Below are 15,239 nucleotides of genomic sequence, written 5' to 3'. Positions count from 1 at the left end.
GGCACGCCCGGAGACACGGCCACCACGTGAACGCAATTATGCGGTCACGTTCCGTAGTATGAGCTGGTAATCCAAGACCCGGCCGCGCGTGGCCCCTTTCCCTTTCTCGCTGGATTGGCAGTCTGATGACGCTTTCGAAACATGTGCCCGGCGACACGGGTGTCGGGATTCCCTGGTACCACGCGCTGCGCTGCCCCCGCTGCCACGGTGCGCTTCGCAACGGGAGCGAGTTGCGCTGCGACGCGTGCCGGGTCGCGTACCCCATCGACCACGGCATCCCCCGGTTCGTTCCTCCGGACAACTACGCCGAAGGATTCGGATACCAGTGGAACCGGCATCGTCTGACGCAACTCGATTCCCATTCCGGCATGCCGATCTCCCGCGATCGGCTGCTGGGCGCGAGCGGCTGGACCGCCGGCGAGCTGCGCGGAAAGACGGTGCTCGAATGCGGTAGCGGCGCCGGGCGTTTCACCGAGGTGCTGTGCGAGACGGGTGCCCTCGTGACGTCGTTCGACATTTCGAGCGCCGTACACGCGAACGCCGCCTCGAACGGCCGTTTCCCCGACCTGCGGCTCGTCCAGGCCAGCATCTACGAAATGCCCTTCCCGGAGGAGTCGTTCGATTTCCTGTTCTGCTTCGGGGTCATCCAGCACACGCCCGACGTGGAACGCACGTTCAAGACGCTTTTCCGCTATCTGCGGCCGGGGGGCCGGTTCTGCATCGACGTGTACGCCGCGCTGATCGCCTATCCGCACCCGAGACAGCTGCTGCGGCCGTTCACCAGGAGCATTCCTCCGGCCAGGCTCTACGGGATGGTCGAGAGCGCCGTGCCACGGCTGCTGCCGATCTCCCTGGCCCTCGGCGCCGTCCCGAAGGCCGGGCCGTGCCTGGCACGCCTCGTCCCGGTGGCGACCCATCGCCATCTGGGTCTGAAGGACGTCCGGACGATGCGCAACTGGTCGGTGCTGGACACCTTCGACTGGCTCGCGCCGCGATACGAGAGACCGCAGACCCGCCGGCGCCTCGCGCGGTGGACCAAGGACCTGGCCCTGCACGAGGTGTCGATCCAGCGGCGCCGCGGGCTTCACGTGATCCGCGGCGTCAAGTAGATGTGCGGGATAGCGGGGATGGCGTCGACGTCACGCCCCGACCCCGATCTCGTCCGGCGCATGTGCGACGTGATCGTTCACCGGGGTCCCGACGGCTCCGGCTTCCACGACGACGAGCACGCGTCGCTCGGCATGCGACGGCTCGCGATCATCGATGTGGCGAACGGCGACCAGCCCGTCTACAGCGAGGACGGCGATGTCGTCGCGGTCTTCAACGGCGAGATCTACAACTTCGCGGAGCTCCGGAAGGAGCTTGCCCAGCAGGGACATCGCCTGCGCGGAGCCGGGGACTCCGAGTGCCTCGTCCATCTGTACGAGGAGTACGGCGCCGACATGGTGCACCGGCTCCGGGGCATGTTCGCCTTCGCCGTCTGGGACCGCGCCCGGCAGCGGCTGACCCTGGCCCGGGACCGCGTCGGGAAGAAGCCGCTGTACTGGCGGTCCGACCGGGCCTCGATCTGGTTCGGATCCGAGCTGAAGTCCCTCGCGCAGGACCCCGCGATGCGCCGCGAGGTGGATCCGGTCGCTCTGGATCACTACCTGACCTACCAGTACGTCCCGGCGCCCTGGTCGATCTATCAGGGCGTGCACAAGCTCCCGCCGGCGCACCTGCTCATCTGGGAGCAGGGCCGGGTGACGGTGCGCCGCTACTGGCGGCTCGACCGCGCGCCTGAGCCGGTGGTGGACGAGCGGGAGGCGGAGGAGCGGCTGCGTGAGCTGCTCCTGGAGGCCACCCGCGTCCGGATGGTGAGCGAGCGTCCCATCGGAGCGTTCCTGTCCGGCGGCATCGACTCGTCCGCGATCGTGGCCGCCATGGCCATGCAGAGCCGGGAGAAGGTCAAGACGTTCTGCGTCGGCTTCGAGGACAGCCGGTACGACGAACGCCACAAGGCGCGGATGGTGGCCGACCGGTACTCGACCGACCACCACGAGCTCGTCGTGACGTCCGACCTGCTGGACGTCCTGCCGCGCCTGGCCTGGCACTTCGACGAGCCCTTCGCCGACTCCTCGGCGATTCCGAGCTTCTACGTCGCGCGGATGAGCCGGCAGCACGTCACCGTCGTGCTCAACGGGGACGGCGGCGACGAGTGCTTCGGCGGCTACCGGCGCTACGCCGTGATGAACCAGTCGAGAAGGATTCCACGCATGCCTCGCGCCCTAGCGGCCGCGACCGGCCGCGCCGGCTCTCTCATCGTCGAGCGGAGCGGGTTCGGATCCTTCGCCCGGCGCTTCGGCCGGACGTTGCAGTTCGCCGCGGCGCCTCCCGCACGGCGCTATCCGCGCCTGATGTCGTGCTTCACGCCGGAGCAGAAGTGGGAGATCTACAGCGACGCGCTCCGCGAGCGGCTGGCGGGCGTGGACAGCTACGGGCTGCTGGAGGATGCCTTCGACGCCTCGTCGGCGGACTCCGACCTCGGCCGTGTCCTCGATGTGGACACCGTCACCTACCTCCCCCACGACCTGCTGGTCAAGGTCGACATCACGACCATGGCCAACTCCCTGGAGGCCCGCTCCCCCTTTCTCGACCATCATCTGATGGAGTGGGCGGCACGCCTCCCCGCCGCGTACCAGGTGCGTGGCGACCAGACCAAAGTGCTGCTCAAACGGGCCGTCGCCCCCTGGCTGCCGGAGAAGCTGATGCGCTATCCGAAGCAGGGGTTCGGCGTTCCCCTCGCCACCTGGCTGCGCGGCGAGCTGCGTGAGCTGGCCCATGACGTGCTCACGGACGACACCGCCCGCGCCAGGGGCCTGTTCAGGCAGTCAACGGTCCGCGATCTGCTCCGGCGGCACCTCGACGGCGGCGATCACAGCGCTCGCCTGTGGACGCTCCTGCAGTTCGAGCTCTGGCACCGGGCGCACGCGGCCCCGAGCGGCGCCGTCACGGCCGAGGCGGTCTGCCCCTCGTCCTCCTTGGCACCCGCGAAGGAGTGACCCCTCCCCGGCGTACGCGCGGGGCGACCACCGCCGCGTATCGCGATGGGTGACATCTCCTTTGGCGCGCATAAAGGAGTGACAAGGACATCGCCGGGCGCGGGCGTCCACGCCGCTCCGGGGTCACAGCGTCGCCAAGCTTGCACGCATGGCCCACACTCCGCCCGTTCAGGGCTCCCCGGCGAGCGCGCTCGAACCGGTGAGAACCGCCCAGGCGCACGAGCAGCCACGCCGCCGGAGGCCGCCCCACCTCTCGGCGTGGCTGCCAGGGCTGTCCATGATGGTTCTCGTCGCGGCGGTACTGCGCCGATACGGCGTCTCCGTGCCGGACATGGCCGCCTTCGGCGCCTACGTCGCGGTGGGGCTGGCCCTTCCCGGCACGCTGCTCGTCCGGGCCCTGTACGGCGGAGCGCGCACGCCGGCGGAGGAGATCGCACTGGGGGTGACGCTCGGCTACAGCGTGGAGGTCCTCCTCTACATCGGCGCACGCGCCGTCGGGATGCCATTGCTCGTGCTGGTGTGGCCGATCGCCGTCTCTGTGCTCTTCGCCGGCGTCCCCCGCCTGCGGCGGCACTGGCGACGTGGGCACGAGGGGGAACGAGCGCCTCTCTGGTGGTCATGGTGCCTCGCGCTGCTCTTCGCGTTCCTCGTCGTCTGGAGCGCTCTCGACTTCTTCCGGACTCATGCCATCACGTGGCCGGAGCTCGGCGCCGCCTCCATCGACATGCCGTTCCACCTGGCTCTGGTCGGTGAGCTGAAGCACCATGTGCCCCCAACGGTGCCCATGGTGGCCGGCGAACCCCTGCTGTACCACTGGTTCGTCTACGCGCACCTCGCGGCGGCGAGCTGGATCACCGGGGTGGAGCCCCTGGTGCTGGTGTTCCGCCTGGCCATGCTGCCCATGCTGGCCGCTCTCGTCGTCCTGCTGGGGATGACCGGACGGCGCGTCACCGGCTCGTGGGCCGGAGGGGCGCTGACCGCGGCGGGCACGATCTTCGTCGCGGTGCCGAGCCTGTACCTGGGCACGAACGGGTCGTTCACGTGGGGAGGCGTCCCCGACCTCGCGTGGACGAGTCCTACCCAGACCTTCGGCGCCCTCCTGTTCGCCCCGGTCGTCCTCATCCTCATGGACGTCCTCGCGGGCCGGCGGCAGACCGCCGGTACGTGGGTCCTGCTCGGCGTCTTCCTCCTGGCGGTGATGGGGGGCAAGGCGTCCTATCTTCCGCTGCTCGCGGCGGGTCTGGCGGCGGTGGCCGTGGTGGAGGCGGTCAGGCGGCGCCGCGCGCCCTGGCCGGCGCTCGCGGCCCTCGGCATGACGACGGCACTTTGCCTCTATGCGCAATTCGTCCTTTTCGGCGGCGTCCGGCAGGGTCTGGTCGTCTCCCCGCTCTTCACCATGCGCACGACATGGGGTGAGCTGACGGGGCTGGGAGACCAGGCCGACCCGCCGGTGGCGGCGGTCACCGGCATCACTCTCATATATGTACTGTGCTGGTTCGTCGTGCTGTGCGGCGTCCTTGGGTTGGCGAGCAGGCCGCGTTCGCTCGGACGGCCCGGGGTGATCCTCATGCTGGGCATCGGCGCGGCGGGCCTCGGCACGATGTTCCTGCTCGGGCATCCCGGCCGGAGCCAGCTCTTCTTCCTCTGGGGCGCCTACCCCTATCTGGTGACCGTCACGGTCCACGGGCTGCTCGTCCTGCTGCGGCGAGCGCGGGTCTCGCTCAGGTCGGTGCTGTGCTCGGCCGGCGCGGGGGTGGTCGCCGCCTACCTGATCCCGGTCGCCTGCGGGGTCAGGGTGCCCCTGAGCCCGGGTCAGGCGGACACGATTCTGTACCGTCCCTACGTCGCCCTGTCTGCCGTCGCCGTGGTGGTGTCGGTGGTCCTGATCGCCACGAGGGGAGCCCTTCGCGCTTGGGCTCTGGTGACCACCATGCTCACGGCCATCGGACTGCCCGCCGACCTGCACGCGCGCGTGCTGTCGACCGTGGACCGCCTCACCGGGCACGACCCTCCGGTGGCGGCCGTGCCCGTGGCCGCGCCGGCGGTCCCTCCGGGCGCCCTGACCGCCGGGCGGTGGCTCCGCGCCCACTCGGATCCGGACGACCTGGTGGCCACGAACGCCCACTGCCGCTGGGGATACGAGGACCCATGCGACAGCCGCCACTTCTGGGTGTCCGCGCTCAGCGAGCGGCGCGTACTGGTCGAGGGATGGACGTACACCGCGGCGAATCTGCGCCGCTGGCGTCAGGGACAGCCGCCGGAGCACATCCCCTTCTGGGACCAGGAGCTGCTCAGGGCGAACGACGCGGCCTTCACGGCGCCCTCCGAAGCCGTCCTCCAGCGCCTGCGCGACCGTTACGGCGTGCGCTGGCTCTTCTTCGAAGGAAGCCGGACCGTCCAGAACCCGGCTGCCGGAAGATTCGCGTTCCGGTCCGGCGACTACACCGTGTACGAGCTGAAGTGATCCGCGGCCTCTGGCATGTGAGACGAGGCATGCGGGGCCCGTACGGCCGGGCGCGCGGGGTGCGCGCCGGCGGGCCGATCGAATCTCCTGTCCGACCTCCGGGCGCGACGCGGCCGGAGATCCACCCGAAAGTGGTTGCCATGCGAATCCTGCATATCGGATATCGGCTCCCGCCAGAGCCCGGCGGCCTGGAACGTCACATCCAGCGCCTCACCCATGAGCAGCTCCTCCGCGGCCACAGGGTGGTCGTCGCCCACAGGCGGGGGGCGGCGCCGGACGGCGCGGAGACTCTGCCACTGGTGCAGAACCGTCTCAGCCGCGCCGTCTCCAGGAGGTCCGACGTGGTCGCCTTCGGCATGGAGTGCGCGCGTGCGCTGTCTCACGCCGGAGACCTCGACGTGGTCCACCTGCACGGCGACCACCGCGAGGCGCTGGCCCTCGGATCCGCCGCCCGGCGACTGCGGGTGCCCCTGATGCTCACCGTCCACGGAGCGCTCACGACGCGCCACCGGCCGATCATGCCGTTCGCCTTCCGCCACGTCGACGAATTCGTCGCCATCGGCGCCCGGCCGGCGGAGGACCTGGTCAGAGCGGGGATACCGGCCCACAAGATCTACACGATGTCCAGCGGCCTCGATCTCGACCGCGTCACCTGGTTCCGCGGGCGGAAGCCGGCCGAATCAGGATTGATCGTCAGCGTCGGCTCTCTGAACAAGGTGAAGAACCACGCGCTGACGATCGAGGCCTTCCACGAGCTGCGCGCCCACCGTCCCGACGCGCGCCTGGTCATCGCCGGCGACGGCGTCGAGCGCGCCGAACTCGAAAGGCTCGCGGGAACAGGCTCCGGGATCCGGTTCGCCGGGCACCTCTCCGAGGACGGCGTCTACTCGCTGGTGAGCCGCGCCCAGGTTTTCGTGCTCTCCTCACGCAGGCTGCCCTCCATCGGGGAGGGAATCCCCACCGCCGCTCTGGAGGCCCTCGCGCTGGGCACCCCCGTCATCGTCTCCTCCGACGCCTCACTCGAGCCGGTCATCGAGCCACGCGCGTACCGCACCTTCCGCAGCGGGTCCGTGGCGGCCCTGGTGGCGCAGCTGCGAGCGGTGCTCGACGACGAGACATCCCGTGCGCAGCTGATCGAACGCGGCAGGCGGGCCGTGTCGGCCCTCGACTGGTCGCTGGTGGCCGGCCGCGTCGAGGAGCGCTACATGAACCTCATGCCCGGCAGGCCGCGCCTGTCCACGGAGACGTCATGAAGGGAGCTACGGCCGGCTCCCCGGCGAGCCGCGCCCGTAGACCATGGTGAGCCCGCTCGATCACACGGTCAGCCGGATGCGCCCGCCCGCCGGGCGCCATCTGCGGACGTTCACCTCCCTGGCCGCCGCCGGCCTGGTCGAGGCCGTCCTGTCCTCGCTGGGCCTGGTCGCTCTGGTGCGGATGACCGGCACCGAGATTTCAGGGCAGGTCATCTTCGCCCAATCGGTGGCGAGCGTCTGCTTCCTGCTGTGCGACCCTCGTCTGGACAACACGGTCCAGCGATACGTCCCCCTCGAAGAGCGGCGAACCGGGCAGGGCTTCGCGCTGTTCACGCGCCTGCTCCGCTGGGATCTGACGATCCGTGTGAGCGCGATCGGCGTCTGTCTCGCGGCGGTGATGACAGCGCGCCTGCTGGGCTTCGTGAGCACCGATCTCGCGCTCATGCTCGCTCTCGCGTTCGTCGCACGCGGATCCCTGGCGGCCAACGGCGCCGTCCGCGCCGCCTTCCCGTTGGCCAACCGGCTGCATGATCTCGGACTGCTCCGGCTGGGCTGCGCGATCCTCGCGTTCCTGCTGGCCTTGGGCGGGCTCCTGGCCGGCGGCCCCCTGGGCTATCTGATCGGCCAGGCACTGGGCTCGGTGGTGACCGCCACGGTGGTGGGCACGCTGGGCACCCGCAGGTTGCTGGCGGAGATCGGGCCGTCGGCGGCCAAGGTCCCGATACCGGCGGGTCTGATCGCCTTCACCGTGAAGGCGACCAGCGGGACCGCACTGTCCGAGGTGTCTGATTCCGGGATCCTGACGGTCGCGGGACTGCTCGGAGGCTCCACCCTCGTGACCATCATCAAGATCGCATCAGCTCCCGGCCGGCTGTATTCGACGTTGGTCATGCCCGTCGCGTCCATGCTGCATCCCCGCCTCGCCCGCGCCGCGGCGGCGGGAGAGGAGAGGACCCTCGCCCGCCGGGACCTCATGCGCGCGACCGCCCTGCTCACCGTGGCGGGGGTCCTGGCACTCCTCGTCGTGCTCCCGGTCATCGGCGACGTCCTCCGCCTGGTCTACGGGGGGGAGTACGCCGGAATCGGCGCGGTGGCGGCGGCGCTCGTCGCGGCGGCATGCGTCAAGGGAATGGTGTGCTGGTCCAACGTGCTGCCCCTGGCCCTCGGCAGGCCGGGCTGGAGGCTCGCCTACCTCGCGGCCGAAGGGGTCCTCCTCCTCGGCGTCCTCCTCATCGCCGACCGGACCTCCTCGGGCGCCCTCCAGACCGCGCTCTCCTTCGCCTGGGGGACGTTGCTCGTCTCCGTTCTCGGCACAGGCGTCTGGATGGCCTTGCTCCAGCGGATATCGGCACCGGCGGGCGATCGCGCGGACACGGCGGAGCGCTGTGCGGCCCACACGCGGCGGTGAGGCCGCCGGCGCTCTCAAAGGTGACGCGTCGTCCGCGCGAGCTCCTCGTACAGATCCTCGAACCACTCGGCCGTGCCGGCCATGTCCACGGTCGCCGAGCCGGCGTTCGCTCCCCCGCGTAGCCGGCGATGCGTCGCGGGCTCCATCGCCTCAAGGATGCCCGCCGCCAGGGCCCCGGACGACCTCGGATCCGTCAGGATGCCGTTGCGGCCCGAGTGGACGAGCTCGCCGATGCCTCCCACCTCGGTGGACACCACCGGCACCCCCGCCGCGAGCGCCTCCATGACCACCACGGGAAGGGCCTCGTGAAGCGAGCTCAGCACCACCAGGTCGGCCGCCGCGACCAGCCTCTTCGCCCTCGGCACCCGGCCCAGGATGCGCACCTGGCCGCCGACCCCGTGCCGGTCGATGTCGCGGGCGACCTGTTCCCGCAGAGGGCCGTCGCCGACCAGGAGGAAGACGGCGTCCGCGCGGGTCAGGAGTACCCGGGCCGCGGCCTGGACCAACAGTGAGTGGTTCTTCTCCGGCCTGAAGTTGGCGACGCAGACCACGAGGAACGCCCCTTCCGGCACGGCGAACTCGTGCCGGACCGCGTCACGCCGCTCCGCCCAGAACCGCTGCTCGGCGACGTCCACGCCGTGGACGCGGGTCAGCACCGGGCGGGCCCCCCGGGTGGACGACCGTGCGACCCGCGACGACACGGCCACGATCTGGTCGTCCAGGCGCCGGGTCAGGCAGTCGAGGAACGTGCTGGCCCTGGTCGTGACGCGTCCGAGGAGCGCGTCCGGCCGCCGGGCCCTGAGAAGGTCGTCGCGGATGTAGTGGACGGTCGAGACCATGACCGGGCGCCGGCGACCGAGCCGGACGAACGGCCGCAGGATGAAGGCGGGCAGCGGGGAGTGCACGTTGAGGACATCGGGCGCGAGACGGCGAACGGTCGTGACCAGCCTGGCGCAGGCGAGGAGCCGAGCCCGTGACCCGAGGTCGACGACGTGGACACCGAGGTCTTCCAGCTGTTCGATCAGCTCTCCGGTCGCCGCCCGCATGCACACGACCGTGTAGCGGTTGTTCCTCTTGCGGGATTGCCGGAGCCGCTCGACCAGAAGCACTTCGACGCCCCCCATGTCGAGGGTCTTGACGACCTCGCACACGTGAAGACCACTCGTCTGGCGCCTCCGCCTCATCGCGAGCCGCCCCCTCATCGCGGGCCACCGCCGAGGACGGGCAGGCGGCTCTCTCCCGGCGTCGCCGGAATCGGGCGGCCCCGTTCGCGCCGGGCCGCCCTGGACCACGCGACCGCGGCCAGCAGGCTCGTGACCATGACGATCGGTATGCGCTGGCGGAAGATGAGGCCGACGTTCGCCATGGTGGTCGCGTAGACGATGGTGCTGGGAACGATGAACAGAAGGAGATAGCAGGCGGTCGCGCGATCGTGGCGCCACAGCCAGACGGCTCCACGCACCGCGCTGTAAAGGAGGAAGTACCAGATGAGCGCATCGAGCTTGCCCAGCTGCAGTGTCAGGCTGCCGTCCGTCCAGGGGAACGGGGAAAGGAGCGTGTAGACCACCTTGAGCCCGAGTTGGTTCCAGGGGTTGCCGCCGTCGTCGAAGGTGACACCCGAACCGCCGATGGCGTTGCTTTGCCGGAAGGTCTCCGACTGGCCGTAATCCAGCTGATGCTGCATCGCCTCGACCGGTGCGCTGTCACCGAGGTTCCCGAAGGGAAGCAGCATCAGCAGTGTCATCAGCACGAGCATGCCGCGCAGGGAGAACGCTCGCTTGACACCGGCGAAGCCGAGGACCATCGGCATCGCGCACATGAACACCATGTACGGGCGCACGTACCACAGCGCCCACAACGACAACACCAGCAAGAGCACTTTGCGCGGGTCGAAACGCCGCAGGTTCGAGACTCCCAGGCCGAGTGAGGCCACGACGAGAAACGCGTTGAACCCCTCCTTGAACATGTCGGAGGTGTGCAGCAGGAACGCCGGCATGAACGCCGTCAGGAGGAGCAGCGAGAAGGCCGCGCGCCGGTCGGCGCCGACCAGGCCGGCGAGCTTGTACATGATCAGGCACAGCGCGCAGGCGAGCAGCGCGACAACGGCCGTGCAGGCCAGTGGGGCGGGGCCTCCGCACAGGTAGATGACGAGCGCGAAGACATTGCAGGGCACTGCCGCGGAATAGAGCGAGCCGATGTCGTCGGACGTCACGAACTGGAATCCCTCGCGTTTCCAGAACGCCACGACCTCCATGGCCCTCGACTCGTAGGTGATGTTGTCGCCGCCGTATTCGATGACATGGTTCTGCATCACCAGGACATGGATCGCCAGGCGGACGGCGAACGCGATCAGGAGCACCGGCAGCACTCGCTGGACCGCCTGCCCGTCCAAGGTCGCGTGGACCAGCCATATGAGTACCAAAGCGGCGGCGGCGACGATGACATATTCCATGAGAAGTACCCTTAATTCGCCTCGATGTAGGACCGCAAACGTCCAGCGATCCACCTGAGCCGCGGTGTGGAACTCTGCGAGGCAGACGCTAGCGCCGAAGAACAAGCGGCGGCGCTCGCGGCGGACGAGCCCCGTTCGACCATTACCTTTGTTTGCGACTTCTTTTTACCGGGTCTGAATACGGCGCCCTGACCTTTTGACGGGAATCCGTGCGATTCATCCGTGAGGAGTGCTCCGCCCGAGGGAACACCGATTTCGGACTAGGCAACCGGATGCTCATCACCTGAATCACGATGCCCGCGCCACCGCTTCCGCCCGCCTCCGACGTTCGCCGGCTTATGCGGTCGGCGCCCTCCGGGAATGCGTTTCGATCATGTCCGGGTAGGGATAGGGAAAACATTTCGCCACCACCATGACGGTGTCGGCGAACAGATCAAACAGCGAGCTAGCTTCTCGGATGTGACCAGTCCGATTCGTGTCATGGAAATCATCGCCCGGATGAACGTAGGCGGCCCCGCCACCCAGGTGTCGGGGCTTTGCGAGCTGTTCGACCAGGAGGAGTTCGACCATCGCCTGTACACCGGTTACGTCCACGGCGGCGAGGAGGACCGCCTCCGGTTGCGGAAGGTGGCCGTCCAGGTCCACCGGGTGCCCGGCCTCGGCCGGTCCATCGACCCGACCGGAGATCTCCGCGCCCTCCACAGGCTGGCCGGCGCCATGCGCGCCTTCCGGCCGCACATCGTGCATACCCGGACGACCAAGGCGGGCGCTCTCGGCCGTATGGCGGTCACGGTGTCCGGTGTCGGAGCGGCCAGGGTCCACGTGTTCCACGGCCACCTCTTGGACGGATACTTCTCCGGGCCCAAGCGCTGGGCGTACGTGCGCGCGGAACGGTTCCTCGCCACCCTGTCCGACCGGCTGGTGACCGTGGGCTCCCAGATCCGTGACGACCTTCTCCAGGCCGGGATCGGGCGGCCGGAGCAGTACGTCGTGATCCCACCGGGGGTGCGGCTGGGCCCGGTTCCCGGCCGCGCCGGGGCTCGCCACGCCCTGGGGCTCGCCGCCGACGCGCCCGTCGTCGCCTACGTCGGCCGGCTGACCCGGATCAAACGGCCCGACCGGTTCGTGGCCGTGGCCGAGGCGGTGCTGCGGCGCGTGCCCGACTGCCGGTTCGTCGTCTGCGGAGGCGGCGAGCTGCTCGAAGACCTGGAACGGTGGATCCGCCCCATCCGCGGATCCTTCCATCTGCTCGGCTGGAGAGCCGATGTCGAGACCGTCTACGCCGGGGCCGACGTGGTCCTGCTGACGTCCGACAACGAGGGCGCGCCACTGAGCCTCATCGAGGCGGGCATGGCCGGGATACCGGTCGTCTCCACCCGCGTGGGAAGCGTCGCCGAGGTGGTACGTGACGGGGACACCGGTCTGCTCGCCGCGCCGCGCGTGGACGAGCTGGCGGCGCACGTCGTCCGGCTGCTGTCCGACCGCGCGCTCGCGCACCGGATGGGCCGGAGCGCCCGCGACTGGACGACGGCCGCGTTCGGCGTGGAACGCCTCGTCGCCGACACCGAAGCGCTTTACCGGACACTCCACGGCGCGTCCCGGCGGCGCCCGGTCCCAGAGACGAGCCACATGTGAGAATCCTCATCACCGGTGGCGCCGGGTTCATCGGCGCCAACCTCTGCGATGCGCTCAGGCGCCGGCCGGAGGTCGCGGGCATCACCGTACTGGACGACCTCAGCAGCGGGCGGCTGCACAACATCGACCACCTCGGCGTGGACTTCGTGCTGGGCAGCATCCTGGACCCGGATGTGCTCCGGCCCCTGGTCTCCGACGCCACGACGGTCATCCACCTCGCCGCTCGCGCCTCGGTGCCGCGGTCCCTCGACGATCCCCTGGCCACCCATGCCGTCAACGCCACCGGCACCCTTCAGGTCCTTGAGGCCTGCCGGGCGACCAGGCCCCACGTGATCCTCGCGTCCTCCTCCTCGGTCTACGGCGCCTGCAGGGAGCGGCTCAAACACGAGGACCTCCCCACCCGGCCGCTCAGCCCCTACGGCGTGAGCAAGCTCGCGACGGAGGCCTACGCCCTGGCGTACGCGGAGAGCTTCGGCCTGCCGGTTCTGCCCTTCCGCTTCTTCAACGTCTACGGTCCCCTGCAGCCGGCGGGGCACGCCTACGCGGCCGTCATCCCGACGTTCGTGTCGGCGGCGCTGGACGGCCGCCCGTTGCCGGTCCACGGCGACGGGCGCCAGTCGCGGGATTTCACCTACGTGGGATCGGTGACCGACGTCCTCGTCCAGGCGGCCCTCCAGCGGGTGACGAGCGACAAGCCGGTGAACCTCGCGTTCGGCACCCGCGTCTCGCTGCTGGAGCTGAAGGACGTCCTGGCCGAGGTGCTCGGCCGGCGGATCGACACGACGTTCCTCCCACCACGGGCGAGTGACATCCGCGAGTCGCAGGCCTCAACCCGCCTGCTCCGCCATCTTTTCCCCGGCGTGCGTCCCATGACGCTGGCCGACGGACTCCGCATGACCGTGACCTGGTTCGACCAGGCGATGAGTTCCCAATCAGCCTCGCATATGTAATGGGAGAAGTCGGTGAGCACCCAAATAGGGAACACCTATCTGATCACAGGAGGGAGCGGCTTCGTCGGCTCGCATCTGGCCGACGCGTTGCTCGCTCGCGGCGATTCCGTCGTGGTCGTGGACAATCTGTCCACCGGACGACTGGGCAATCTCCGCCCACACCCCAGGCTGCGGTTCGTGCAGGGGTCCGTCCTGGACGAGCTGGTGGTCGACGAGCTGGTCCACCAGTGTGACGTCGTCGTGCACCTCGCCGCCGCCGTCGGTGTCAAGCTGATCGTCGACCAGCCCCTGCGGTCTCTGACCACCAACATCCGCGGGTCGGAGATCGTCATCGAGGCGGCGCACCGCTATCGCCGTAAGATCCTCGTCACCAGCACCAGCGAGATCTACGGCAAGAACTCCTCCGGGCCCCTGCGGGAGAACTCCGACCGCATCCTCGGGAGCCCTGCCGTGGTGCGATGGGCCTACAGCACCGCCAAGGCCGTCGACGAGATCCTCGCCAACGCCTACCACAAGGAACGCGGCCTGCCGACGATCATCGTGAGGCTGTTCAACACCGTCGGGCCACGGCAGAGCCCGGCCTACGGCATGGTCATCCCCCGCCTCGTGCGGCAGGCGCTCAACGGCATCCCGCTCACCGTCTTCGGCGACGGGACCCAGACCCGCTGCTTCGTCCACGTCGCGGACGCCGTCGACGCGCTCCTTCGGCTGCTCGACGACGAGGCGGCGATCGGGCAGACCTTCAACGTCGGATCCGCCGACGAGATCAGCATGCTGGAACTGGCCAAGCTGATCATCGAGCGCGTGGGATCCACGTCCGGAGTCGATCTCATCCCCTACCACGAGGCCTACGAACAGGGCTTCGAGGACATGACCCGCAGAGTTCCCGACACCACCAAGCTGTGGGAGCTGACCGGCTGGACGCCCCGCCGCGACCTGGACACGATGCTGACCGAGATCATCAGCGAGGCCCGCGAGGATCTCGCGGTGTCCACACGGTGAACGGAGCGATCACCCTGGCCGCCGCGGCCGCCTGCCTGCTGAGCGCGGCGATCGCTCCGCCGCTGAGGCGCCTCGCGCTGCGGTGGGATCTCACCGACCGTCCCGGCGGGCACAAGGCGCACCACCATCCGACCCCCTACCTGGGCGGAATCGCGATCGTCCTGAGCACGGTCGTGCCCACGGCCGTGGTGCTCGGGCTCTCCGACCGGCGGATCACCGTGATCCTGCTGGCCGCGACGGCGGTCGCCGCGCTCGGCCTGATCGACGACGTCGCGTCGCTGCCCGTGGTCACCCGGTTGACCGTGGAGTCGGTGGCGGCGGGCGGGGTCGTGCTCTCCGGCGTCCACATCACGCTGACCCAGACATGGGTCGACAAGCCCATCACGGTCATGTGGATCGTCCTGATGACCAACTCCTTCAACCTGCTGGACAACATGGACGGAGCGCTGGGCACCGTCGGCACGGTCACCGCCGCCTTCCTCGGCGGAGCGGCCCTCGTGAACTCCCAGCAGTCCTTCGCGGTGCTCTTGGGGGCGCTGGCCTTCGCGTGCCTGGGCTTTCTGGCGCACAACTGGCCGCCCGCGAAGATATTCATGGGAGACACCGGCTCCCTTTTCATTGGGTTCGTCCTCACCTGTTCCGCGATAGTCCTCGTGGCGGGCCAGAGCGTCGTCATGACCGTGGCCGGGCTGCTCCTGTGGACCTTCGTCGCGGTCGTCGACACCGTCGTCGTACTCGTGTCCCGGATACGCGCGGGTCGCTCGCCGCTGTCAGGCGGCACCGACCATGTCTCCCACCGGCTCCGCCGGGTCGGCCTCGGCGCGCGGACGGTTCCCGCGACCCTCGGCATGATCACGGCGCTGCCCGGTGCGCTCTGCCTGGCCGTCGCCCTCAGCTGGATCCCGCCGCTCACCGCGGCGATCGTGGTGGGCGGGATCGCCACCATCCTCATCTCCCTGCTGCAGGGCGTCAGCGTGTACCCCCCGGCCCAACCCCTGGAAAACCTTCCGAAGATCACCGAAAGGCGGCGATGA

11 protein-coding genes are annotated in these 15,239 nt (G+C 69.5%); 9 read left to right on the top strand and 2 right to left on the bottom strand.

Annotated features, from left to right (window positions below):
* Positions 1–125: 125 nt before the first annotated feature.
* From OG589_RS05670 to OG589_RS05650, 5 genes are all read left to right on the top strand, one after another.
* Entirely contained in the window at positions 126–1,109 is a 984-nt protein-coding gene (locus tag OG589_RS05670) for a methyltransferase domain-containing protein (RefSeq protein WP_405146814.1), read from the top strand.
* A complete protein-coding gene (asnB, locus tag OG589_RS05665; RefSeq protein ID WP_405146812.1) occupies positions 1,110–3,041 on the top strand; it encodes an asparagine synthase (glutamine-hydrolyzing) in 1,932 nt (643 codons plus the stop codon).
* 148 nt (positions 3,042–3,189) lie between these two features.
* Positions 3,190–5,505: a hypothetical protein gene (locus tag OG589_RS05660; protein WP_405146810.1), complete on the top strand. Its 2,316-nt coding sequence runs from the start codon at positions 3,190–3,192 to the stop codon at positions 5,503–5,505.
* Positions 5,506–5,645: 140 nt separating this feature from the next.
* Positions 5,646–6,758 carry a glycosyltransferase family 4 protein gene (locus OG589_RS05655; protein ID WP_405146808.1) on the top strand — a complete coding sequence of 371 codons (1,113 nt, stop codon included), beginning with the start codon at positions 5,646–5,648 and terminating at the stop codon, positions 6,756–6,758.
* Positions 6,759–6,834: 76 nt separating this feature from the next.
* Positions 6,835–8,166 (top strand): hypothetical protein, encoded by a 1,332-nt coding sequence (locus OG589_RS05650; RefSeq protein ID WP_405146806.1) that lies wholly within the window; start codon positions 6,835–6,837, stop codon positions 8,164–8,166.
* Between the two features lie 14 nt (positions 8,167–8,180).
* Here the strand turns inward: OG589_RS05650 and OG589_RS05645 are convergent, their stop codons facing one another.
* Positions 8,181–9,317 carry a glycosyltransferase gene (locus OG589_RS05645; protein WP_405146804.1) on the bottom strand — a complete coding sequence of 379 codons (1,137 nt, stop codon included), beginning with the start codon at positions 9,315–9,317 and terminating at the stop codon, positions 8,181–8,183.
* Between the two features lie 47 nt (positions 9,318–9,364).
* Positions 9,365–10,672 (bottom strand): hypothetical protein, encoded by a 1,308-nt coding sequence (locus OG589_RS05640; RefSeq protein WP_405146802.1) that lies wholly within the window; start codon positions 10,670–10,672, stop codon positions 9,365–9,367.
* Between the two features lie 444 nt (positions 10,673–11,116).
* Between OG589_RS05640 and OG589_RS05635 the strand changes: the two genes are divergently transcribed.
* From OG589_RS05635 to OG589_RS05620, 4 genes are read left to right on the top strand one after another with little or no spacing between them, the layout of a single operon-like run.
* Positions 11,117–12,253 (top strand): glycosyltransferase, encoded by a 1,137-nt coding sequence (locus OG589_RS05635; protein ID WP_405146800.1) that lies wholly within the window; start codon positions 11,117–11,119, stop codon positions 12,251–12,253.
* Positions 12,250–13,203 (top strand): NAD-dependent epimerase/dehydratase family protein, encoded by a 954-nt coding sequence (locus tag OG589_RS05630; RefSeq protein ID WP_405146798.1) that lies wholly within the window; start codon positions 12,250–12,252, stop codon positions 13,201–13,203. The genes OG589_RS05635 and OG589_RS05630 overlap by 4 nt, the downstream gene beginning before the upstream one ends.
* 12 nt (positions 13,204–13,215) lie before the next feature.
* A complete protein-coding gene (locus OG589_RS05625) occupies positions 13,216–14,205 on the top strand; it encodes an NAD-dependent epimerase/dehydratase family protein (protein ID WP_405146796.1) in 990 nt (329 codons plus the stop codon).
* Positions 14,202–15,239 carry an MraY family glycosyltransferase gene (locus OG589_RS05620; protein ID WP_405146794.1) on the top strand — a complete coding sequence of 346 codons (1,038 nt, stop codon included), beginning with the start codon at positions 14,202–14,204 and terminating at the stop codon, positions 15,237–15,239. The genes OG589_RS05625 and OG589_RS05620 overlap by 4 nt, the downstream gene beginning before the upstream one ends.

The organism is Sphaerisporangium sp. NBC_01403 (assembly GCF_045040145.1).
Lineage (GTDB): Bacteria > Actinomycetota > Actinomycetes > Streptosporangiales > Streptosporangiaceae > Sphaerisporangium > Sphaerisporangium viridialbum.
Note: the sequence above shows the minus strand (reverse complement) of the source record. Positions and strands in the feature narration are given on the sequence as shown.

Bases quoted from the DNA above. Each gene is read 5' to 3' on its own strand.
- OG589_RS05670 (WP_405146814.1), top strand. From the start codon at position 126: ATGACGCTTTCGAAACATGTGCCCGGCGACACGGGTGTCGGGATTCCC.
- asnB (WP_405146812.1), top strand. From the start codon at position 1,110: ATGTGCGGGATAGCGGGGATGGCGTCGACGTCACGCCCCGACCCCGAT.
- OG589_RS05660 (WP_405146810.1), top strand. From the start codon at position 3,190: ATGGCCCACACTCCGCCCGTTCAGGGCTCCCCGGCGAGCGCGCTCGAA.
- OG589_RS05655 (WP_405146808.1), top strand. From the start codon at position 5,646: ATGCGAATCCTGCATATCGGATATCGGCTCCCGCCAGAGCCCGGCGGC.
- OG589_RS05650 (WP_405146806.1), top strand. From the start codon at position 6,835: ATGCGCCCGCCCGCCGGGCGCCATCTGCGGACGTTCACCTCCCTGGCC.
- OG589_RS05635 (WP_405146800.1), top strand. From the start codon at position 11,117: ATGAACGTAGGCGGCCCCGCCACCCAGGTGTCGGGGCTTTGCGAGCTG.